17 protein-coding genes are annotated in these 21,498 nt (G+C 66.0%); 3 read left to right on the top strand and 14 right to left on the bottom strand.

What is annotated here, in order from left to right; all coding sequences use genetic code 11:
- Position 1: 1 nt before the first annotated feature.
- The 10 genes from P3W85_RS18845 to pilM form a co-directional block, all read right to left on the bottom strand.
- On the bottom strand, positions 2-4,777 hold the full coding sequence (locus P3W85_RS18845) for a glutamate synthase-related protein (protein WP_276265917.1): 4,776 nt from the start codon (positions 4,775-4,777) through the stop codon (positions 2-4).
- Between the two features lie 372 nt (positions 4,778-5,149).
- Entirely contained in the window at positions 5,150-5,872 is a 723-nt protein-coding gene (locus P3W85_RS18850) for a transposase (RefSeq protein ID WP_035814308.1), read from the bottom strand.
- Positions 5,873-5,995: 123 nt separating this feature from the next.
- Positions 5,996-7,135, bottom strand: a complete 1,140-nt coding sequence (locus P3W85_RS18855; protein WP_017228795.1) for a deoxyguanosinetriphosphate triphosphohydrolase — start codon at positions 7,133-7,135, stop codon at positions 5,996-5,998.
- Between the two features lie 75 nt (positions 7,136-7,210).
- The gene (aroB, locus tag P3W85_RS18860) at positions 7,211-8,317 is read right to left on the bottom strand and encodes a 3-dehydroquinate synthase (RefSeq protein ID WP_276265918.1); all 1,107 of its coding nucleotides are present in this window, start codon (positions 8,315-8,317) and stop codon (positions 7,211-7,213) included.
- On the bottom strand, positions 8,304-8,879 hold the full coding sequence (locus P3W85_RS18865) for a shikimate kinase (protein ID WP_017228793.1): 576 nt from the start codon (positions 8,877-8,879) through the stop codon (positions 8,304-8,306). Before P3W85_RS18865 ends, aroB begins: the two co-directional genes overlap by 14 nt.
- Before the next feature lie 277 nt (positions 8,880-9,156).
- Entirely contained in the window at positions 9,157-11,328 is a 2,172-nt protein-coding gene (gene pilQ / locus P3W85_RS18870; protein WP_276265920.1) for a type IV pilus secretin PilQ, read from the bottom strand.
- Positions 11,325-11,858, bottom strand: coding sequence for a pilus assembly protein PilP (locus tag P3W85_RS18875; protein WP_017228791.1), 534 nt, complete (start codon positions 11,856-11,858; stop codon positions 11,325-11,327). The genes pilQ and P3W85_RS18875 overlap by 4 nt, the downstream gene beginning before the upstream one ends.
- A complete protein-coding gene (locus P3W85_RS18880; RefSeq protein ID WP_276265921.1) occupies positions 11,855-12,535 on the bottom strand; it encodes a type 4a pilus biogenesis protein PilO in 681 nt (226 codons plus the stop codon). Before P3W85_RS18880 ends, P3W85_RS18875 begins: the two co-directional genes overlap by 4 nt.
- A 2-nt stretch (positions 12,536-12,537) precedes the next feature.
- Positions 12,538-13,185 (bottom strand): PilN domain-containing protein, encoded by a 648-nt coding sequence (locus tag P3W85_RS18885; protein ID WP_276265922.1) that lies wholly within the window; start codon positions 13,183-13,185, stop codon positions 12,538-12,540.
- An 18-nt stretch (positions 13,186-13,203) separates the two neighbouring features.
- On the bottom strand, positions 13,204-14,274 hold the full coding sequence (pilM, locus tag P3W85_RS18890; RefSeq protein ID WP_276265923.1) for a type IV pilus assembly protein PilM: 1,071 nt from the start codon (positions 14,272-14,274) through the stop codon (positions 13,204-13,206).
- A gap of 370 nt (positions 14,275-14,644) precedes the next feature.
- Here pilM and P3W85_RS18895 point away from each other — a divergent pair, with 370 nt between their 5' ends.
- Positions 14,645-17,017: a penicillin-binding protein 1A gene (locus tag P3W85_RS18895; RefSeq protein WP_035814298.1), complete on the top strand. Its 2,373-nt coding sequence runs from the start codon at positions 14,645-14,647 to the stop codon at positions 17,015-17,017.
- Between the two features lie 72 nt (positions 17,018-17,089).
- Here P3W85_RS18895 and cyaY read toward each other — a convergent pair whose 3' ends face one another.
- Entirely contained in the window at positions 17,090-17,425 is a 336-nt protein-coding gene (gene cyaY, locus P3W85_RS18900; protein ID WP_035814322.1) for an iron donor protein CyaY, read from the bottom strand.
- Positions 17,426-17,559: 134 nt separating this feature from the next.
- Here cyaY and P3W85_RS18905 point away from each other — a divergent pair, with 134 nt between their 5' ends.
- Complete coding sequence (locus tag P3W85_RS18905; RefSeq protein ID WP_276265924.1) at positions 17,560-17,778, top strand: lipoprotein; 219 nt, start codon at positions 17,560-17,562, stop codon at positions 17,776-17,778.
- Positions 17,779-17,780: 2 nt separating this feature from the next.
- Positions 17,781-19,049 carry a diaminopimelate decarboxylase gene (lysA, locus tag P3W85_RS18910; protein ID WP_276265925.1) on the top strand — a complete coding sequence of 423 codons (1,269 nt, stop codon included), beginning with the start codon at positions 17,781-17,783 and terminating at the stop codon, positions 19,047-19,049.
- A gap of 98 nt (positions 19,050-19,147) precedes the next feature.
- Here lysA and msrQ read toward each other — a convergent pair whose 3' ends face one another.
- The 3 genes from msrQ to P3W85_RS18925 form a co-directional block, all read right to left on the bottom strand.
- The gene (gene msrQ / locus P3W85_RS18915; protein ID WP_017225327.1) at positions 19,148-19,846 is read right to left on the bottom strand and encodes a protein-methionine-sulfoxide reductase heme-binding subunit MsrQ; all 699 of its coding nucleotides are present in this window, start codon (positions 19,844-19,846) and stop codon (positions 19,148-19,150) included.
- The gene (gene msrP, locus P3W85_RS18920) at positions 19,846-20,847 is read right to left on the bottom strand and encodes a protein-methionine-sulfoxide reductase catalytic subunit MsrP (RefSeq protein ID WP_276265926.1); all 1,002 of its coding nucleotides are present in this window, start codon (positions 20,845-20,847) and stop codon (positions 19,846-19,848) included. Before msrP ends, msrQ begins: the two co-directional genes overlap by 1 nt.
- Before the next feature lie 213 nt (positions 20,848-21,060).
- Positions 21,061-21,498: anti-sigma factor family protein (locus tag P3W85_RS18925; protein ID WP_430869569.1), on the bottom strand; the 438-nt coding region annotated here is incomplete at its 5' end.

A 21,498-nucleotide genomic window follows, 5' to 3' on the forward strand; every position in this document is an offset into this window, starting at 1 on the left:
CTCAGGCCGCGATGCGGTCGCCGTCCTTGGCGTCCTGTTCCTTGGCGTACATCTCGCCCAGCGCGCGCTTGTACTCGGTCGGGAAGACCTTGACGAACTTGCGGCGCGCCGTGGTCCAGTCCGCCAGCAGCGCCTTGGCGCGCTCGGAACCGGTGAAGCGGAAGTGCTGCTCGATCAGGCCCTTGAGGATGTTCTCGTCGAGCTCGCGCTTGCCGCCCACCTTGTGCCAGGAGGCCTGGGACTGCCCCTTCTCCTGCTCGGCCGCGGCCAGGACCGCTTCGAGCGCGACCATCGAGGTATTGCAGCGCTTGTCGAACAGGCCGTCCTCGTCGAAGACGTAGGCCACGCCGCCCGACATGCCGGCCGCGAAGTTGCGCCCGGTGCCGCCCAGCACCACCACGGTGCCGCCGGTCATGTACTCGCAACCATGGTCGCCGGTGCCTTCCACCACCGCAGCCGCGCCGGAGTTGCGCACCGCGAAGCGCTCGCCAGCCACGCCGTTGAAGAACGCTTCGCCGGCAATCGCGCCGTACAGTACGGTGTTGCCCACGATGATGTTGCGGGTGGGGTCGCCGCGGAACTCGTGCGGTGCGCGCACGATCACGCGGCCGCCCGACAGGCCCTTGCCGACGTAGTCGTTGCCGTCGCCCACCAGGTCCAGCGTGATGCCGTGCGCCAGGAAGGCGCCGAAGGACTGGCCGGCGGTGCCTTGCAGCTGGATGTGGATGGTGTCGTCGGGCAGGCCTTCGTGGCCATACTGCTTGGCCACCACGCCCGAGAGCATGGCGCCGACGGTGCGGTTGACGTTCTTCACCGGCTGGATGAACGACACGCGCTCACCCTTGTCGATGGCCGGGCGTGCCTTGGCGATCAGCACGTGGTCGAGTGCCTTGCCGGCTTCGAGCGACAGGCCGTGGTCCTGCACGTCGGTATGGAAGCGCGGAACTTCGGCCGGGAACGGTACCTGGTAGAACACGCGGGTGAAATCGAGGCCGCGTGCCTTCCAGTGCTCGATGGCCGGCTTGGTATCGAGCAGGTCAGCACGGCCGATCAGTTCGTCGAACGAGCGGATGCCCAACTGGGCCATGATCTCGCGGGCTTCTTCGGCCACGAAGAAGAAGAAGTTCACCACGTGTTCGGGCTTGCCCTGGAATTTCTTGCGCAGCACCGGATCCTGCGTGGCCACGCCCACCGGGCAGGTGTTCAGGTGGCACTTGCGCATCATGATGCAGCCTTCGGCCACCAGCGGCGCGGTGGCAAAGCCGAACTCGTCGGCGCCCAGCAGCGCGCCGATGACGACGTCGCGGCCGGTCTTCATCTGGCCGTCGGCCTGCACGCGGATGCGGTTGCGCAGCCCGTTGAGCATCAGCGTCTGCTGCGTCTCGGACAGGCCCAGCTCCCACGGCGTGCCGGCGTGCTTGATCGACGACCACGGCGATGCGCCGGTGCCGCCGTCATGGCCGGCGATCACCACGTGATCGGCCTTGGCCTTGGCCACGCCCGCGGCCACGGTGCCCACGCCCACTTCCGACACCAGCTTGACGGAGATATCGGAGCTCGGGTTGACGTTCTTCAGGTCGTGGATCAGCTGCGCCAGATCCTCGATCGAGTAGATGTCGTGGTGCGGCGGCGGCGAGATCAGGCCCACGCCAGGCACCGAGTAACGCAGCTTGCCGATGTAGTCCGAGACCTTGTGGCCGGGCAGCTGGCCGCCTTCGCCCGGCTTGGCGCCCTGCGCCATCTTGATCTGGATCTGGTCGGCCGAAGCCAGGTATTCGGCGGTCACACCGAAACGGCCCGAGGCCACCTGCTTGATCTTCGAGCGCAGCGAGTCGCCGGACTGCAGCTCCAGGTCGCGCACCACCGCTTCGGAGCCCAGCAGGCCCTGCAGCGTGTCGCCCTTCTTGATGGGGATGCCGCGCAGTTCGTTGCGATAGCGCTTCTCGTCCTCGCCGCCTTCGCCGGTGTTGGACTTGCCGCCGATGCGGTTCATCGCCACGGCCAGCGTGGTGTGGGCTTCGGTCGAGATCGAGCCCAGCGACATGGCGCCGGTGGCGAAGCGCTTGACGATGTCCTTGGCCGATTCCACTTCTTCCAGCGGAATGGCGCGCGCGGGATCCACCTTGAACTCGAACAGGCCGCGCAGCGTCATGTGGCGGCGGCTCTGGTCGTTGATGATGTTGGCGTACTCCTTGTACGTCTGGTACGCGCCCTTGCCGTCGTCGGCACGCACGGCGTGCTGCAGCTTGGCCACCGAATCCGGGGTCCACATATGCTCTTCGCCGCGCACGCGGTAGGCATATTCGCCGCCGGTGTCGAGCATGGTTTCCAGCACCGGGTTATCGCCGAAGGCTTCCTGGTGCAGGCGCAGCGCCTCCTCCGCCACCTCGAAGATGCCGATGCCTTCGACATTCGATGCGGTGCCATGGAAATACTTCTGCACCAGTTCGCGCGACAGGCCGATGGCTTCGAAGATCTGCGCACCGGTGTACGACATATAGGTGGAGATGCCCATCTTGGACATCACCTTCTGCAGGCCCTTGCCGATCGCCTTGACGAAGTTCTTGACCGCTTTCTCGGGCGACAGGTCGCCCGACAGACCTTGCGCCATGTCGGCCAGCGTTTCCATCGCCAGGTAGGGGTGCACGGCTTCGGCGCCGTAGCCGGCCAGCAGGGCGAAGTGATGCACTTCGCGCGCGGTGCCGGTTTCCACCACCAGGCCGGCCGAGGTGCGCAGGCCCTTGTCCACCAGGTGGTGATGGATGGCGGAAGTTGCCAGCAGCGCGGGAATGGCGACGTGGTCGGCATCGACGCGGCGGTCCGACACGATCAGGATGTTGTAGCCCGAACGCACGGCGTCCACGGCTTCTGCGCACAGCGAGGCCAGGCGGGCCTCGATGCCTTCCTTGCCCCACGCCTTCGGATAGCAGATGTTCAGCTCGTAGGAGCGGAACTTGCCACCGGTGTAGTGCTCGATATTGCGGATCTTGGCGATGTCCTTGAAGTCCAGCACGGGCTGGGACACTTCGAGGCGCATCGGCGGGTTGATGTTGTTCAGCTCGAGCAGGTTGGGCTTGGGTCCGATGAAGGACACCAGCGACATCACCATGTTCTCGCGGATCGGGTCGATCGGCGGGTTGGTGACCTGGGCGAACAGCTGCTTGAAGTAGTGGTACAGCGTCTTGTTCTTGGACGACAGCACCGCCAGCGGGCTGTCATTGCCCATCGAGCCGGTGGCTTCCTCGCCGGCCAGCGCCATCGGCGCCATCAGGAACTTGACGTCTTCCTGGGTGTAGCCGAAGGCCTGCTGGCGGTCCAGCAGCTTGGCCGACGGCTTCTTCTCGGCGGCCACGTCCTCGGGCTTGGCGTCCAGCTCGTCGAGCTTGATGCGCACGGCGTCGATCCAGCTCTTGTAGGGCTTGGCGTTGGCCAGGTTGTCCTTGAGCTCCTTGTCGTCGATGATGCGGCCCTGCTCCATGTCGATCAGGAACATCTTGCCCGGCTGCAGGCGCCATTTCTGCACGATGCGCGACTCGGGGAAAGGCAGCACGCCGGCTTCCGAAGCCAGCACCACGACGTCGTCCTCGGTCACGTAGAAGCGTGCCGGGCGCAGGCCGTTGCGGTCCAGCGTGGCGCCGATCTGGCGGCCATCGGTGAAGCAGATCGCGGCGGGGCCGTCCCACGGCTCCATCATGGCGGCGTGGTACTCGTAGAAGGCGCGGCGGTTGTCGTCCATCAGCGTGTGCTGCTCCCAGGCTTCCGGGATCATCATCATCATCGCGTGGACGAGCGGGTAGCCTGCCATCGTCAGCAGTTCGAGACAGTTGTCGAACGAGGCGGTGTCCGACTGGCCGGGATAGATCAGCGGCCACAGCTTGGGCAGGTCGTCGCCCAGCACCGGCGAGGAGATCGCGCCGGTACGCGCGTTGACCCAGTTCACATTGCCCTTGACCGTGTTGATTTCGCCGTTGTGGGCGACCATGCGGTACGGGTGAGCCAGTTCCCAGGCCGGGAAGGTGTTGGTGGAGAAACGCTGGTGCACCAGGGCCAGCGCCGACACGGCGCGCGGGTCCTGCAGGTCCAGGTAGTACTCGCCGACCTGGTTGGCCAGCAGCAGGCCCTTGTACACCACCGTGCGCGCCGACATCGACGGCACGAAGTATTCCTTGCCGTGCTTGAGCTTGAGCGCCTGGATGGCGTGGCTGGCGGTCTTGCGGATCACGTAGAGCTTACGTTCCAGCGCGTCCGTGGTCATGATGTCGCGGCCGCGACCGATGAAGATCTGGCGGATCACCGGCTCGGTGGTGCGCACCGTCGGCGACATCGGCATGGCGGCGTCCACCGGCACATCGCGCCAGCCCAGCACGACCTGGCCTTCCAGGCGCACCGTGCGTTCGAGTTCCTGCTCGCAGGCCAGGCGCGAAGCGTGTTCCTTCGGCAGGAAGATCATGCCCACGCCGTACTCGCCGGACGGCGGCAGGGTCACGCCCTGCCTGGCCATTTCCTCGCGGTAGAACTGGTCCGGGATCTGGATCAGGATACCGGCACCGTCGCCCATCAGCGCATCCGCGCCGACCGCGCCCCGGTGATCCAGGTTCTCCAGGATCTTCAGGCCTTGCTGGACGATTTCATGGCTCTTCTTGCCCTTGATGTGGGCAACCATGCCGACGCCGCAGGCGTCATGTTCATTGGCGGGGTCATACATGCCCTGAGCCTGCGGACGCGAGGCGGGCGCGAGCGCGGCGGCCTCAGACGCTACGGCCTGGGCTTGGGCCATCGTTTGCTTCGATTGGGATTGCGATTGGTCCACGGGCTTGATTCCGGTGAGGGCTGCGCAGCCAGCAAGGCAGACCGGAACGGGAACCGCACTCTTCCACCTGGACCGGCTTGGAAACCGGCTCGGGGGCAACAAGAGGGACAGCGGGGCCGCAGCGGCGTACGCAAGCGTGACGCGCCGCACAATGAATGTGGGTGGAGGAACTATAAAAGAATCGTTCCCGTCCCGCAAAAATTTTAAATGGGGTCAGATCATAATTTTCCCCGCACCACATCGGGGATGGCATTTAAATGGGGACACACTAAAGATGGTGCATTGCGGTGCGTGCCGTGGAAGGCTCGCACGGCTGCGCGGCTTGGCGTGACGTCCGCTTTACGCAGGATCGGGTTCGGGCTCGCGGGCCTGGGCGGTGCGGCCCGCCGGCCGCCCCTTCGGCAACGGGTGCACACGCCGCCCGCCCTGGCGTTCGAGCTGCGCCAGGAACGCGGCGTCGCCCAGCGGCCAGCCGCTATGCGCGTGGCTGCGCAGCGTGGCCAGCGTCATGGACGACAGGCCCTCGGCCACCACGCCGCGATAATTGGACTGGCGCTCGAACGGCGTATTACCAAGCGCCCAATAGGCAGAGTGATCGCTTACAAAGGGGCTGGCCTCGATGCCGGCATGATGGCGGTAGCTGCTCCAGCGATCGGCCTCGGGCGCACTCGCGTCGCCCGCGCGCACCGCGTTGCCCTCCACGTAAAGCATCGCCGGCAGCATCCATTGCCCGGGATCGAACACCGCCGAGCGGAAGCGGCCATCCCACAGCGTGCCGGTCCGGCCAGCGGCCCGGTTGAAATAGCGCGCATAGCGGCGGCCCACGGCCTGCATGGTCAGGCTGAGCGAATCGGCATGCCGTGGCGTGGCCACCAGATGCACATGATTGGGCCGCAAGGCGTAGGCATGGATCGCCAGGTCATGCTCGCGCGCCGCCATGCGCAGGCAGTCGAGGTAGTGCAGGTAGTCGTCCGCACCAAGAAAGACCGGCTGGCGATTGTTGCCGCGTTGCAACACGAGCGCCGGCAGCGCGGCTGGGGAAAAACGAGGAAGTCGGGCCATGATGGGGTGAAGAAGATCGGCGGCATGCGGCCACCGGGTCACTGTCTCAAGCGAATGCCATGCCCGATGATAGCCTAGCCGCCAGCTGATCCGTCCCCAATTTTTCCGCTGCCCCGGGCGGCGTCAGCTGCCGCCCTCGTCGACCGCGAAGATGCGGCGGTGCTCGCGGATCGCGTAGCGGTCGGTCATGCCGGCGATATAGTGCGAGATCAGGCGGGACTGATCGCGGCCCTGCCCGGCCTGGTATTGCGGCGGCAGCAGGCGCGGGTCAGCCATGAAGGCATCGAACAGGTCGGAGATGATGCGCTGCGCCTTCGCCGACATGCGCATGACAAGGTAATGGCGATAAAGATGACGGAACAGGAAGCGCTTGAGCGCCACCGCTTCCTCGCGCACCGCCGGGCTGAACGCCACCAGCGGGCCGGCTGCCCGCACCGCGTCGATGGTGCGCGGGTTGGCAGCGGCGATATTGCGGCTGGTGGTTTCGATCAGGTCGACGATCAACGTGTTGATCATGCGCCGCACGGTTTCGTTGATGACGCGCCGCCCGTTGATGCCGGGGAACGCTGCCGCCGCCTCGGCCCGGTGCCGGCTCCACATGGGCACCTCGTCCATCTGCTCCAGCGTCAGCAGGCCGGAACGCAGGCCATCGTCGATATCGTGGTTGTTGTAGGCGATCTCGTCCGCCAGGTTGGCCAGCTGGGCTTCCAGCGAGGGCTGGGTGCCCTCCAGGAAGCGCCGGCCCAGCTCGCCCAGCGCCGAGGCGTTGACGCGCGAGCAGTGCTTGAGCACGCCCTCGCGTGTCTCGAAGGTCAGGTTGAGCCCGTTGAAGCCGCCATAGCGCTCTTCCAGCTCATCCACCACCAGCAGGCTCTGCAGGTTGTGCTCGAAGCCGCCGTGGTTCTTCATGCAGTTGTTCAGCGCATCCTGGCCAGCGTGGCCAAAGGGCGTGTGCCCGAGATCGTGCGCCAGCGAGATGGCTTCGACGAGGTCCTCGTTCAGGCGCAGGTTGCGCGCGATGGAGCGGGCGATCTGCGCCACCTCCAGGCTATGCGTGAGCCGGGTGCGGAAAAGATCACCCTCATGATTGACGAAAACCTGGGTCTTGTACTCGAGCCGCCGGAAGGCCGTGCTGTGGATGACGCGGTCGCGGTCGCGCTGGAACTCCGTGCGCGACGACGAGGGCGGTTCAACATGCACCCGCCCGCGGGTGTGCGCGGAACGGGCGGCATAAGGGGCGAGATGGCTTTCGAGGTCGGTCATGCGGCAATCCGGTCGGGCGTCCGCCCGGGTGGCCGTGCGCCGCCCGGGTGGGGTTGCAAGGCACAACCGATCGCGTCAGGCGACCGGCGCCTCGGTAGGCGGCCTGAGCACCGCATGCTGCAAGGTAGCGCGCAGGTCAGGATCCGGCACGGTGGTAATGAAGGCTTCGCCCAGCTTGCGCAGCAAGATGAACTTGACGCTGCCGGCCTCGGCCTTCTTGTCCACTTTCATCAGTTCGATGTAGCGGTCGGTGCCGAGTTCCGGCGCCACGACAGGCAGCATGGCGGCGCGCGTCAGTTGCACCACGCGCGAGCGCGTCTCGGTATCGATGAATCCCAGGCGATGCGACAGGTCCGCCGCCATCACCATGCCGCAGCCCACCGCCTCGCCGTGCAGCCACTCGCCGTAGCCCATGCCGGCCTCGATGGCGTGGCCGAAGGTGTGGCCGAAATTCAGGATGGCACGCAGGCCGCCCTCGCGCTCGTCCTTGGCCACCACCGCGGCCTTGATCTCGCAGGAGCGCTGTACTGCCAGCATCATGAGGTCGGGGTCGCAGGCGTTGAGCGCGTGGATATTGCGCTCGATCCAGCCGAAGTACTCGGCATCGGCGATGGCGCCGTGCTTGATCACTTCGGCCAGGCCAGCCGCCAGTTCGCGCTCCGGCAGCGTGCGCAGCGTGTCGATATCGGCGATCACCGCGTTGGGCTGGTGGAAGGCGCCGATCATGTTCTTGCCCAGCGGGTGGTTGATGCCGGTCTTGCCGCCCACGGAGGAATCCACCTGGGCCAGCAGGGTGGTAGGCATCTGCACGAAGGGCACGCCGCGCATATAGCAGGCGGCGGCAAACCCGGTCATATCGCCCACCACGCCGCCGCCCAGGGCGATCAGCGTGGTCTTGCGGTCGGCGCCCGCGGTCAGCAGCGCGTCGAAGATCAGGTTGAGCGTTTCCCACTGCTTGAAGGCTTCGCCGTCGGGCAGGGTCACGGTGCGCACGGTCTTGCCAAGCGCCGCCAGCGTGGCCTGGACCCGGGCGGCATAGAGCGGCCCCACGGTTTCATTGGTGACGATGACGGCGTGCTGCCCGCGCACATGGGGGCGGAGCAATTCGGCCTGGTCCAGCAGGCCGGTGCCGATATGGATGGGGTAGCTGCGCTCCCCCAGACTGACTTCAAGGGTGATCATCGTGATTCTGGTCCTGCGCCGGGAGCTTTTCCGCGCACTCGCCGTCGTCCCTTTCGGGCTCTTCGGCGGCCACGGTGAAACCGGCCATCTCAAGTTGCATCAACACCATATTAGCAAGCTGCGCCACCGAAGGCTTGCCGGTTTCGATGATGAAATCCGCCACCTCGCGGTACAGCGGGTCGCGCTCGCCATAGAGCGCTTCCAGCCGCCCTTTGGGGTCCTCGGTCTGCAGCAGCGGGCGATTGCGGTCGTGCCTGGTGCGCAGCCACAGGTCGTGCGGGCTGGCGCGCAGGTAGACCACCGTGCCGCGCGCCTTCAGGTGGGCGCGGTTCTCCGGCCGCAGCACGGCGCCGCCGCCGGTGGCCAGCACGATGCCGCTGCGCTGGCTGAGCTCGTCGATCATCAGCGCTTCGCGGTCGCGAAAACCGGCTTCGCCCTCATGTTCGAAAATGATCGGGATACGCACGCCGCAACGCGCCTCGAGTTCGTGGTCCGAATCGAAGAAGGGGTAGCTCAGGCGCCGGGCCACGGTTCGGCCGACGGTGGTCTTGCCGGCACCCATCAGGCCAACAAAGAAAAGGTTCGGGCGGGTGACTGTCACTGGCGTGTCGGGCGGGAGCCGGGTCTCTGGCCGGTCCTCGCGGTAGAAAACTGCATCATCTTCTTATGTTGGGACGTTCCGGGCAAGTGGCGCGGCGCAATCGACACAAGGCAACCCGCCTTGCGACCAGCCTTGCACGCCTGCCATGCACCCTCGCCCAGCTCAACCGCCTGGGCAATAAAAAAGCCGCATCGGATCGATGCGGCCTGTCAGTCTACTGCATCCGGCGCGGCCGGGGCTATTTCAGCGACACGTTATCGTTGAGCACCCGCGGTGTCAGGAACACCAGCAGCTCGGTGCGGTTGTTCACCTTGGCGTTATCCTTGAACAGGTTGCCGAGCACCGGGATGTCGCCCAGCAGCGGCACCTTGTTGACGTTGGTGGACTCGGTTTGCGTATAGATGCCGCCAATCACCACCGTGCCGCCGTTCTCGACCAGGACCTGTGTCTGCACGTGCTTGGTGTCGATCGCAAAGCCCGAAGTGGTCTGGATGCCCACGCTGTCCTTGTTGACATCGACGTCCAGCAATACGTTGCCTTCCGGCGTGATCTGCGGCGTCACTTCCAGCTTGAGGTTGGCCTTGCGGAACTGCACCGAGGTCGCACCGCTGGACGTGGCTGCCTGGTAGGGCAGCTCCGTGCCCTGCTCGATCAGCGCCTTGATATTGTTGGCGGTGACCACGCGCGGGCTGGAGATGATCTTGCCCCGCCCATCCGCCTCCAGCGCGGACAGCTCCAGCGCCAGGAACCGGCCCGCCGTATTGCTGAACAGGCTGACCGCGACCGAGCCGGGGTTGACGCCGTTGATCGCCGCCGCGGGCAGGCTCAGCGCGGGCCCGTTGTCCCAGGTGGCGTTCTGCGTGACCGGGCTCACCACATTGGTGTAAGTGTTGCCGTAGCCGGCGCCGGCCGTCTTTGAGGCAAAGCCCAGCCTCACGCCCAGGTTGCGGCTGAAGCTATCGTTGGCCTCGACGATGCGCGCCTCGATGATGACCTGGCGCACCGGAACATCGATCTTGCCGAGGAAGCTCTGCACTTCTTCCAGCTTGATCGCGATATCGGACACGAACAGCTGGTTGGTACGGGGATCGGCAGTCAGCGACCCGCGCTTGGACAGCATGCGGGTATTGGCTGCCGCGCCGCCCACGCCAGCCACAACGCCGATCCCGCCCATGCTGCCAAGCGCGCCTGCTGCCGCACCGCCGGTGCTGCCCACCGCGGCCAGGCCGAGCAGCATGCGCCTCACGTCCTCGGCGCGCTGGTAGTTGAGCTGGAACACCTGGCTTCGGATCGGCTCGAGGTCGTTGATCTGTTGCTGCGATTCGAGCTCGAGTTTTTCCTTGGTGGCCAGCTCGGCCTTGGGTGCCACCCACAGCACATTGCCGTTGCGGCGCGAGGCCAGCCCCTTGGCGTCGAGCACGATCTGCAGCGCCTGGTCCCACGGCACATCCTTCAGCCGCAGCGTCAGGTTGCCCTGCACGCTTTCGCTGGTGATGATGTTGAGGTTGGTGAAATCGGCAAACACCTGCAGCAGCGAGCGGATGTCGATGTTCTGGAAGTTCAGCGAGAGCCGTTCGCCGCGGAAGCCCGCGCCGCTGATCAGCTTGGCAGGATCCTCCTTGACCGGGCGCACCTCCACCACGAACTGCGTATCGGTCTGGTAGGAGCTGTACTCCCAGTTGCCGCGCGGCTCGATGGTCAGGCGGGTGCTGCCGTTGTTGTCCGCTGCCCGCATGCCCTGCACGGGCGTGCCGAAGTCGGTCACGTCATAGCGCCGGCGCAGGGCATCGGGCAACGACGCGTTGAGGAAGTCGACCACCACGTTCTGGCCCTGCTGCGCGATATTGATGCCGGAATCGCGCGCGGAAAGATCGACCACGACGCGCCCCGCGCCATCCGGCCCGCGCCGGAAGTCGATATTGCGCACGGCGGGCCGGTCCGCCGGCACCGTCTGCGCGGAGCTGGGCGCGAAGGTGGGCACCGCCGCCCGCGCTGACGGAGCAACGTTGTCGAGCAGCACCACGAACAGGTTGCTGCGCACCTCGGTCCGATAGCTGGCCACACGGGCGAGGTCGAGGATCACACGGGTGCGATTGCCGATCTGCACCACATTGGCGCTCTTGAGCAGCTTGCCGGAATAGTCGTACTGCGCGCGTCCGGCGGCAAAGCCGGTATCGAGAAAATCGATGGCGAGCTTGGGCGGGTTCTGCGTGGTGAAATCCGCCGGCTTCTGCGCCGGCGGTCCCTGCAATTCGACGGTGAAGACGGTCTGCTCGCCCACCATGCTGGCATCCACGCGCTTGACCGTGTTGCCGGTTGTCGAAGATTGCGCCGATGCAGCCGGCGCGCCCAGTACCAGCATCATCACCGCGGCGCCAGCGAGCGCGCGGTACCAGCGACCCATGATCATGCCGACCCCTCCAGCTTCAGGCTGGTCATTTTCTCTTTCCACTCGGCTACCCCTTCCCTGACCAATTCGCGCAACACGATCTCGGAATCGCTGATGCGGACCACCCGGCCATAGTTCTGGCCGAGATACTGCCCCACCTTGACGTGGTGGATCTTGTTATCTACCTGCACGATGCCGTAGGTCTCGCCGCGCTTCTTCATCGAGCCCAGCATCTTGAAGTTCTCAAGCGGGTAATCCTCCAGCGGCTCGCGGCGGCGGCCGGATTCCGGCGACTCCGCCAGCACCCGGTTGAGGTCGCCGATCTTGTTCTGGGCAAAGGGCTCGGGCGAGTTGCGCCCGGCATAGTCGCGCGGCACGTAGGGCCTGGGTTCGGGCAACGGTGCCGGCGGCGGCGCCTTGGCGGCACGGGATTGCGCCATCCACTGGCGCAGGCCGTCTTCCTCGCTGGCCCCGCAGGCCGCCAGCAACGCAGCGCCGGCGAGCGCACAGGCGCAGGCGCGCAGGCGCGAAAGCTGGATCGCTCGCCTCATTTCTTCGCTCCCGCGGCCGTCTTGGCCGCAGCGGCCTCCGCCTTGCGCTGCGCCGCCTGTTCCTCTGGGTCGAGCGCGCGATAGGCCATTGCCACGGCCTCCATCGTCAGGCCGCCGTCCTTGCCGGTCGTGAACTGCATCCCCTGCATCGACACGATGCGCGACAGCGCGGCAACGTCGGCATTGAACTGCGCCACGTCGTGATAGCGACCGGTGACTTTCAGGTTGACCGGGATCTCGGCAAAGTAGGGCTTGAGCACGGCGGGCTGCGGCTTGAACAGTTCGAACTGCAGGCCACGCGCCACGCCGGCGTGGTTCACGTCGGCCAGCAGCGCATCCATCTCCGTCTTGTTCGGCAACTGGCGCTCGACCAGCGCCACGCGCTGCTCCACTTCAGCCTTTTGCTTGCGCAGCGCGTCCAGGTTGGCCACCTGCGCCACCTTGCTCTGGTAGGCCTGCTTCAGGCTTTCCTGCTCGGCGTGCTTGCGATCCAGTTCGTCGAGCTTGCCGCTCCAGTAGAACTGCCAGCCCAGCAGCAATACCAGCACCGCCGCCAGAACGGCGAACAGGATGCGCGGCGCGGCCGGCCAGGTTTCGGGCTCGTTGAGGTTGAGGCCGCGGAACTGCGCGCCGAGATCGTTCAGCGCGGCCAGCGAGATTTCGCTATCGAGTGCCATGATCAGCCCTTCCCGCCGTTTGCCGCACTGGCGGCGCTCGCACCGCCGGCCTTGCCCGTCTTGCCGTCCTCCGCCGCTTCCGGCGCGCGGTAGGCGAAGCGCATCGAGAAGTCGAACAGGCGCCGCTGTTCACGCAGGTTGTTGGTCATCATCACGGCCTTGGATTCGATCAGCTCGGCCTTGTCCAGCCACTGCACCTGGCCGAGATTGTGCAGCAGCTCCGACACGCGCTCGTTCGACTGGGCGATGCCCGTCACGGTGAACGCGTCGCCGCTCTGCTTGAGCGTGGTCAGGTAGACGCCTTCGGGCACCTGCCGCACCAGTTCCTCCAGCAGTTGCACGGGGCGGTTGCGCTCGTTCTGCAGGCCCTCGATGGCCTTCTGGCGCTGCAGCAGCCCTTCGATATCCTTGCGCAGCGTGTTGACCTCGCGGATCTGCATATCCATGCGGCCATTCTCCGCGGCCAGCACCTGGTTCAGGCCGGAGATGGCTTCGATGCGGTGATCGATATACGCACCGCCCAGCACCACCACCAGCGCGCCGGCTAGCGCCGCCCCGCCCAGCATGGTGTAGACCTTCTTGCGCCGCGCTGCCTTGCGGGCTTCGTGGTAAGGCAGCAGGTTGACTGTCGGGATCGTGTTGATAGACATGCGGCTTCCCTCGCTGGCTTACTGCAGGCCGCGCAGCGCAAGCCCGGCGCTCACGATGTAGGCTGGCAGGTCGCGCTGCAGATAGCGCTCGTTGACCTTGCCGGCTGTCATCATGTTGGCGAACGGGTTGGCCAGCGTGGTGGTGATCCCGGCCTGCTGCTCGATGGCCGACTGCACGCCGATCAGCGATGCGTGGCCACCCGAGAGCAGGATCTCGTCGACCCGGCCAGTGCTCGAAGTCGCGAGGAAATTGCGCACCGCGCCGTGCACCTCAGCCGCCAGCGCCTCCAGGGAGGGCTGCAGCAATTGGGTACGCCAGGCTTCCGGCAGGGTGTTCTTGCGCTTCTTGATCTCGGCCTTGAGGGCGTCCAGCGTGAACATGCGCGCCGCGCTCTGGGTGAGCTGGTCGCCGTAGCTGTTGAGCGGTTGCTCGTAGAGCTCTTTCCAGCCCTGGTAGAAGATCGCCTTGGAACGGCTGCCGCCGAGGTGAACCACCGCCACCACGGGCAGGTCCTTGGCATCGGTCTCGCTGATGTCCGCCGGCACGCCCAGCATCTGCACCACCGAGCGCTGGACCGCGTATTCCTCGACATCCATCACATGCGGCTTCAGCCCTGCCATCTCGGCGGCGGTGACGCGCTCCTGCACGCGGTCGCTGTTGGCTGCGGTCACGCGCACGCCGATGCCGCCCTCGGTCTCGCTGGGGCCGATCACGGCAAAATCGAAATTGACGGCCTGCGATGGCGGATAGAGACGATGCGCCTCGGATTCCACCTGCACATAGAGTTCGTCCTCGGACAGATTGTCCGGGAGGCTGACGGTCTGGGATTCCGTCAGCATCGAGGGCACGCCGAGCACAACCTCCCTGGTGCGAATCCCGGCCTTGCCGAGCGCACGCTTGAGGGCAATGCCCACCGCTTCGATATTGACCACGTTGCCATCGGCAACGGCCTGACGGTCCAGCAATTCGCTGGCGCATTTCTCCAGGCGATAGTCCTGTTTGCCGCTGCCCACCGACAACTCGACTACCTTAACGCTGGACGACCCGATGTCAACGCCGACCGTCGTACGGCGCAACAACCCCGACAAGATACCTCGCCGCAAGGTGACCCCCTGACCGTTGAACTCGCCTTGGCTTGGTTGCTCTAATTTGGCGAGTCTGTATTGTTTCTTGGATGAAACGTTTTGCTCTTTTAGTTGGTGGATTCTCACTAAAAAACGGGGCGCTGGCAATGTGCCGGTTTGACCACGATTGCTTTTCGTGGGCCCCTCACATAAAGCGTTGCCAAAATCCGACGCTCGTCCTTCCCCGCTCCGCCCCGCCCTTCTTTTCATTTCATGCAGGTCTCAATCCCATTACATCTTGTAACAGCGCAATAGCGGCGGCCGCGCCACAGCGCGCCGAGGTCAGGCGATCCCGGGAGATATAATCCCGGCACCTCTAACTAGGTATTTCCCTATGGCCACAGCACAACAGAAGCCGTCCCTGCCCGCCCGGCGTCCGATCTGGATGCGGATAACGTTCTGGGCTCTGGGCCTGCTGGTGGCCGGGATCGTGGCGGTGGCTCTGCTGGTGGGATACGCGCTGCTGGTGGCCGCCCCCAACCTGCCCTCGCTCGATACCATCACCGACTACCGGCCCAAGATCCCGTTGCGGATCTACACCGCCGATAACGTGCTGATCGGCGAGTTCGGCGAGGAACGACGCAATTTCGTGCCGATCGCCCAGATCCCGGACGTCATGAAAAAGGCCGTGCTGGCCATCGAGGACGACCGCTTCTACGAGCACGGCGGCGTCGACTTCGTCGGCGTGCTGCGCGCCGGCCTGGCCAACCTGCGCGGCGGTCTGTCGCAGGGCGCCTCCACCATCACCATGCAGGTGGCGCGCAATTTCTTCCTGTCCAGCGAGAAGACCTTCACCCGCAAGCTCTACGAGATGCTGCTGGCCTACAAGATCGAGGCCAACCTCTCCAAGGACCAGATCCTCGAGCTGTACATGAACCAGATCTACCTGGGGCAGCGCTCCTACGGCTTCGCCAGCGCGGCACGGGTGTATTTCGGCAAGTCGATCAAGGACGTGACGCCGGCCGAGGCCGCCATGCTGGCCGGCCTGCCGAAGGCGCCTTCGGCCTACAACCCGGTGGTGAACCCGAAGCGCGCCAAGGTGCGGCAGGAATACATCCTGCAGCGCATGCGCGACCTGCGCTATATCACGCCCGAGCAATACGAGCAGGCCATCCATGAAGAACTGAAGGTCCGCGGCGAAGGCAACGAATTCTCCACCCACGCCGAGTACGTGGCCGAGATCGTGCGCCAGCTGATGTACGCGCAATACCGCGAGGAAACCTACACCCGCGGCCTGACCGTCTACACCACGCTCAACAAGACCGACCAGGACGCTGCCTACGAGGCCGTGCGCTCGGGCATCATGAACTACGAGCGCCGCCATGGCTACCGCGGCCCCGAGGCCTTTATCGACCTGCCTTCCAGCGCCGACGAGCGCGAGCAGGCCATCGACGACGCGCTGCTGGAGCACCCGGGCAGCGACGACCTGCGCTCGGCCGTGGTCACCAGCGTTTCCGCCAAGCAGGTGCAGGCCACGCTGCTGTCGGGCGAAGTCGCCACCATCGAAGGCCAGGCGCTGCGCTTTATCGCGCCCTCGCTGGCGTCCAACGCGCAGCCCAAGGCCAAGATCCGCCCGGGTGCGATCATCCGCGTCACGCAGGACGAGAAAGGCGCATGGACGGTCACGCAGTTGCCTGAGGTATCGGCTGCCTTTATCTCGCTCAACCCGGAAGACGGCGAGATCCGTTCGATGGTCGGCGGCTTCGACTTCAACCGCAACAAGTTCAACCACGTGACGCAGGCCTGGCGCCAGCCGGGTTCGAGCTTCAAGCCGTTCATCTATTCGGCGGCACTGGAAAAGGGCTTCTCGCCCGCCACCGTGATCAACGACGCGCCGGTGAGCATCAGCGACAACGGCGGCCAGGTGTGGGAGCCGAAGAACTACGATGGCAAGTTCGAAGGCCCGATGACCATGCGCCGTGCGCTGGCCAAGTCCAAGAACCTGGTGTCCGTGCGCATCCTGCGCGCCATCGGCACGCAGTACGCCCAGGACTACATCACGCGCTTCGGCTTCGATGCCGACAAGCACCCTGCCTACCTGCCGATGGCGCTCGGTGCCGGCAGCGTCACCCCGCTGCAGATGGCGGGGGCCTACTCGGTGTTTGCCAATGGCGGCTTCCGCGTCAATCCCTACCTGATCCAGAAGGTGGTCGATGCCCGCGGCAACGTGATTTCCGAGACCAAGCCCCAGCGCGCCGGCGAGGATGCGGTGCGCGTGCTCGACGCCCGCACCGCCTTCATCGCCGACAGCATGCTGCGCGAGGTCGTGCGCAGCGGCACGGCGAACAGCGCCAAGCAGCGCCTGGGCCGCAACGACCTGGCCGGCAAGACCGGTACCACCAACGACGCCGTGGACGCCTGGTTCGCGGGCTACACACCCAAGCTGGTGGCCATCGCCTGGATGGGCTACGACCAGCCCAAGAGCCTGGGCGTGCGCGAGACCGGCGGCGGCCTGGCCCTGCCGATCTGGGTGGGTTACATGGGCAAGATGCTCAAGGGCGTGCCGGAGATCCCGGAGCGCCAGGCGCCGGAAGGCGTGGTGATGGTGGGAGGCGACTGGGCCTTCGAGGAAAACGCGGGCGGCGCCGGCGTGGCTTCGGTGGGCCTGGGCGATCCATGGCCGGGCAAGCCGGAAGAGAGCACGCAATCGCCTGCCGACGTCGAGGCGGAGAAGAAGCGCATCCTGGAGATGTTCGGCGGGGGCTGAAATCCGCCCCGGGAGCTTCGGCCCAACAAAAAGCCGGCTCGATCGAGCCGGCTTTTTCGTTCCCGCGCTGCGTCAGGCCAGCTTCAGCGTGACCCCCGCCTGCTGGCTTACATAGCCGGACAGCGCCGCGTACAGCTCGCCGCCGCCGCGCGTATCGATCCAGTGCTGGCCGTCGTGGCGGAAGTGGAAGCCGCCCGCGCGCGCCGCCACCCACAGCTCCTGCATCGGCGCCTGGCTGTTGACGATGATCTTGGAGCCGTCTTCAAACTCGAGCTCGATGAGGTTGCCGGCGCGGTTGATTTCGATATCCGCGTCAGCCGCATCGGCGGCGGTTTCCACCGCGCTCTCCAGCCGGTCCAGCTCTTGCTGGGCCAGGGCCAGGAACTCACTTTCACTCATGGGGGGCATGCTAAACTCCAGGGCCGCCGGCCAGCGCCGCTCGGCCGGTAACGTGTTGAACAGGTTTTCGTATTTCCGCAGGTCCCGCCGCCCCCATTCCGTATGGAGGGATCGGCCCGGGACGACTCTTTAAGGACGACCCGATGTTGCGTCGTGTTGCGATTGTATCGGCGATTGCCGCCAACCTTGCGATGCCCCTGCTGTCGGGATGCGGCATCCGCGGCCCGCTGGTGATGCCCAAGCAGCCACCCGCGCCGGCCCAGCCCGGTGTACCGGATCCCGGCCTGAGCAATCCGGCCATGCCGCTGCCAGCAGCCCAGGGTTCCGCACCGGCCCCGGCCGCCCCCCCCACCGCCAAGTAACCATGACCGCTTTCTTCCATCGCCACGACGGCGCGCTCGCCGTCGAGCACGTCCCCCTCGCGCGCATCGCAGCCGAATACGGCACCCCCACTTTCGTCTACTCGCGCGCCGCGCTGACCGCCGCCTACAACGCCTACGCCAAGGCCTGCGAGGGCCGCCGCGCGCGCGTGCAATATGCCATGAAGGCCAATTCCAACCTGGCCGTGCTGCAGGTCTTCGCCAAGCTCGGCGCGGGCTTCGACATCGTTTCCGGCGGCGAGCTGCAGCGCGTGCTGGCGGTGGGCGGCGATCCGCGCAAGGTGGTGTTCTCCGGCGTGGGCAAGACCGCCGCCGAGATGGAACTGGCGCTGGCGCACGATGTGCTGTCGTTCAATGTGGAGTCGATCCCCGAACTGGACCGCCTCAACGCCGTGGCCGGCAGCCTGGGCAAGCGCGCGCGCGTATCGCTGCGCATCAACCCGGATGTGGACGCCAAGACCCACCCGTATATCTCCACCGGCCTGAAGGGCAACAAGTTCGGCGTGGCCTTCGAGGACGTGCTGCCCACCTACCGCGCCGCCGCCGCGCTGCCGCACCTGGAAGTGGCTGGCATCGATTGCCATATCGGCTCGCAGATCACCGAAGTCGCGCCCTACCTGGAAGCGCTGGACAAGGTGCTGGACGTAGTGGAAGCGCTCGAACGCGAAGGCATCAAGCTGGAACATATCGACGTTGGCGGTGGTCTCGGCATCACCTACGACGACGAAACCCCGCCGGACATCACCGGCTTTGCCCGCACGCTGCTGGACCGCGTGGCCGAGCGCGGCCATGGCCATCGCGAAGTGCTGTTCGAGCCGGGCCGCTCGCTGGTGGGCAATGCCGGCGTGCTGCTGACCCAGGTCGAGTTCCTCAAGCCGGGCGCCGCCAAGAACTTCTGCATAGTCGATGCCGCCATGAACGACCTGGCGCGCCCTGCCATGTACGAGGCCTACCACCGTATCGAGCCGGTCCAGTCGCGTGACGCGGACGGCATTGCCGCGATCACCTACGACGTGGTCGGCCCGGTGTGCGAATCCGGCGACTGGCTTGGCCGCGACCGCGCGCTGGCAGTGCAGCCGGGCGACCTGCTGGCGGTGATGTCGGCCGGCGCCTACGGCTTCGTCATGAGCTCCAACTACAACACCCGCCCGCGCGCGGCCGAAGTCATGGTCGACGGCGCCGACGTGCACCTGGTGCGCGGCCGCGAGCGCGTGGAAGACCTGTTCCGCGACGAACGCCTGCTGGCAGGCTGAGGCGCCTTTCCCGCCGGCGCGTCCGGCTGGCCGCGATGGCATGCGGCCGGCCGGATATGATCGCGCCCGATCTTGAGCGCCAGCCGAAGACCGGCGGATCACCGGCGCGCAGGCTTGCGCCACCACCACCAGGCCCGCATCGCCAGCATGCCGAAAACCGCCGCCGCATAGATCGAGACCGTGGCGAAATCGTGCTTGCCGGCCTTGTGCCACCAGTAGTGCAGGATGGCCAGCACGGCGATGGCATACACCGCGCGATGCAGGCATTGCCAGCGCTTGCCGCCCAGCCGCCTGACCATGGCATCGGCGGAGGTAGCAGCCAGCGGCACCATCAGCACGAAGGCAGCAAAGCCCACCGTGATAAAGGGTCGCTTGGCGATGTCCTTGATCATGTAGGCGACATCGAACCCGCGGTCCACCCCGATCCACAGCAGGAAATGCTGCAGCCCGTAGAAAAAGGCGAACAGCCCGAGCATGCGGCGCAGGCGGATCAGCCAGTTCCAGCCGGTGAGCCGGCGCAGCGGCGTCACCGCCAGCGTGACGCACAGCATCACCAGCGTCCACGTGCCGGTGGAACGCGTGACGAACTCCAGCGGATTGGCGCCGAACTGGCCGGTAAAGCCGAGATACAGCAGGCGCAGGAACGGCAGCATGGCAAGCAGCCACACCGCAAGCTTCACCTTGCGCAGGCGCTCGGGGGCGAGATTGGCCAGACCGGGCTGCCCACCGCTGCGCGCCGCGCTTGCCGCCGCCGCGGGCACTGGCCGGCGCTGCGATGAGAGTTCCGGGGACGGCATCAGAAAAACCTCCTCAGGTCCATGCCCTGGTACAGCGAGGCCACCTGCGCAGCGTAGCCGTTGAACGGCAAGGTCTTGCGCTTGGGCGCGAACAAGGCGCCAAAGCCACTGCCCTTGTCCTCGCCGATGCGGCGCTCCGTGGCCTGGCTCCAGCGCGGGTGGTCCACGTCCGGATTGACGTTGGAGTAGAAGCCATACTCCTGCGCCGCGGCCTGGTTCCAGCTGGTGCCAGGCTGCTTGTCGACAAAGCGGATCCTGACGATGGACTTGGCGCTCTTGAAGCCGTACTTCCAGGGCACCACCACGCGTACGGGTGCGCCGTTCTGCCTGGGCAGCACCTCGCCATAGAGGCCGAAGGCCAGCAGGGTCAGCGGGTGCATGGCCTCGTCCATGCGCAGGCCCTCGGTATAGGGCCAGTCCAGCACGCGGCTGCTGACACCCGGCATCTGCTTCTTGTCGTCGAGGGTGACGAATTCCACGTACTTCGCGCCGGCCTGCGGCTCGACGCGGCGAATCAATTCGGCCAGGGAATAGCCGCTCCAGGGAATCACCATCGACCAGCCCTCGACGCAGCGCAGCCGGTAGACGCGCTCTTCCATCGGCATCAGGCGCATAAGCTCGTCGATATCGTAGACCTTGGGCTTCTTCACCAGGCCTTCGACCGCGACCTGCCAGGGCCGGGTACGCAGGGTGCCCGCGTTGCGCGCGGGGTCCGACTTGTCGGTGCCAAACTCGTAGTAGTTGTTGTAGGTGGTGACATCCTCGTATGGCGTGCGCTTCTCCGTCACGACATACGCGTTATTGGGCGTGGCCGGCAACTTCTGGCCGCGCGGAGCCTGCGCCAGCGCATCGCGCGCGAACCACGGGGCCAGCGTGCTCCCTGCTGCGCCCGCGGCGGCGGTGGCGAGCAGGCGGCGGCGCGCCTGGAAAACACCGCGCGGCGTGATCTCGCTGGCAGCGATATCGTCGCCGCGCAGCCATTTGGGAGAGGGAATCAGCATCGTTGTTCCTCGTTGCATGCCATGGATGGAAAGCGCCTCGCCATTCGTGCCGGCCCTTGGCCAGGCCCATGTGCACGATGATTGGACTCCAGCTTGAGTCGGATGGCCCCTGTAAAACCTGACATCTTTATTTCGCGGCCACCACGCTTGGTGCCGCCGCCCGATGTGCGCAAGCGGCCCGGCGGTCGGCTGCAGGCAAGCCGCAAGGCAGCCCTAGCCACCTTGATACTGCTGATAGACAGCCTGCGCCAGCGCCAGCAGCGGTGCGCGCTCGATCCGTCCGGCCAGCGCGAAGCCGATATCCCGGTCCACCCAGTAGAAAGCCATGGTGCCGGCCGCGGCGGGCGCGCGATCTCCGGGACCGGAGCCGATCCGCTCCAGCCGGAAGCCCGTATCGGGTGTATCCCGTGCCATATGCCGCAACTGCAGCGACAGCCGGGTTCCGTCATCGGCCTCGTACATCAGGATCGCCGACGGACCGCCTTCGGCCACGCCCAGCCTCCCGCCGATCAGATGAAATCCCTGTCCGCGCAGGTCTGGCACCCGCAAGGGCGCGCCGAGCCGCTTGGATAGCCAGGCGACCAGGTGGGCTTCGTCGCTGGCTGCCACTTCCACCGGATGGCGCACCTCGGGCGCATAGACCGCGTGGCT

It is taken from the genome of Cupriavidus basilensis, from assembly GCF_029335485.1.
Classification (GTDB): domain Bacteria; phylum Pseudomonadota; class Gammaproteobacteria; order Burkholderiales; family Burkholderiaceae; genus Cupriavidus; species Cupriavidus basilensis_E.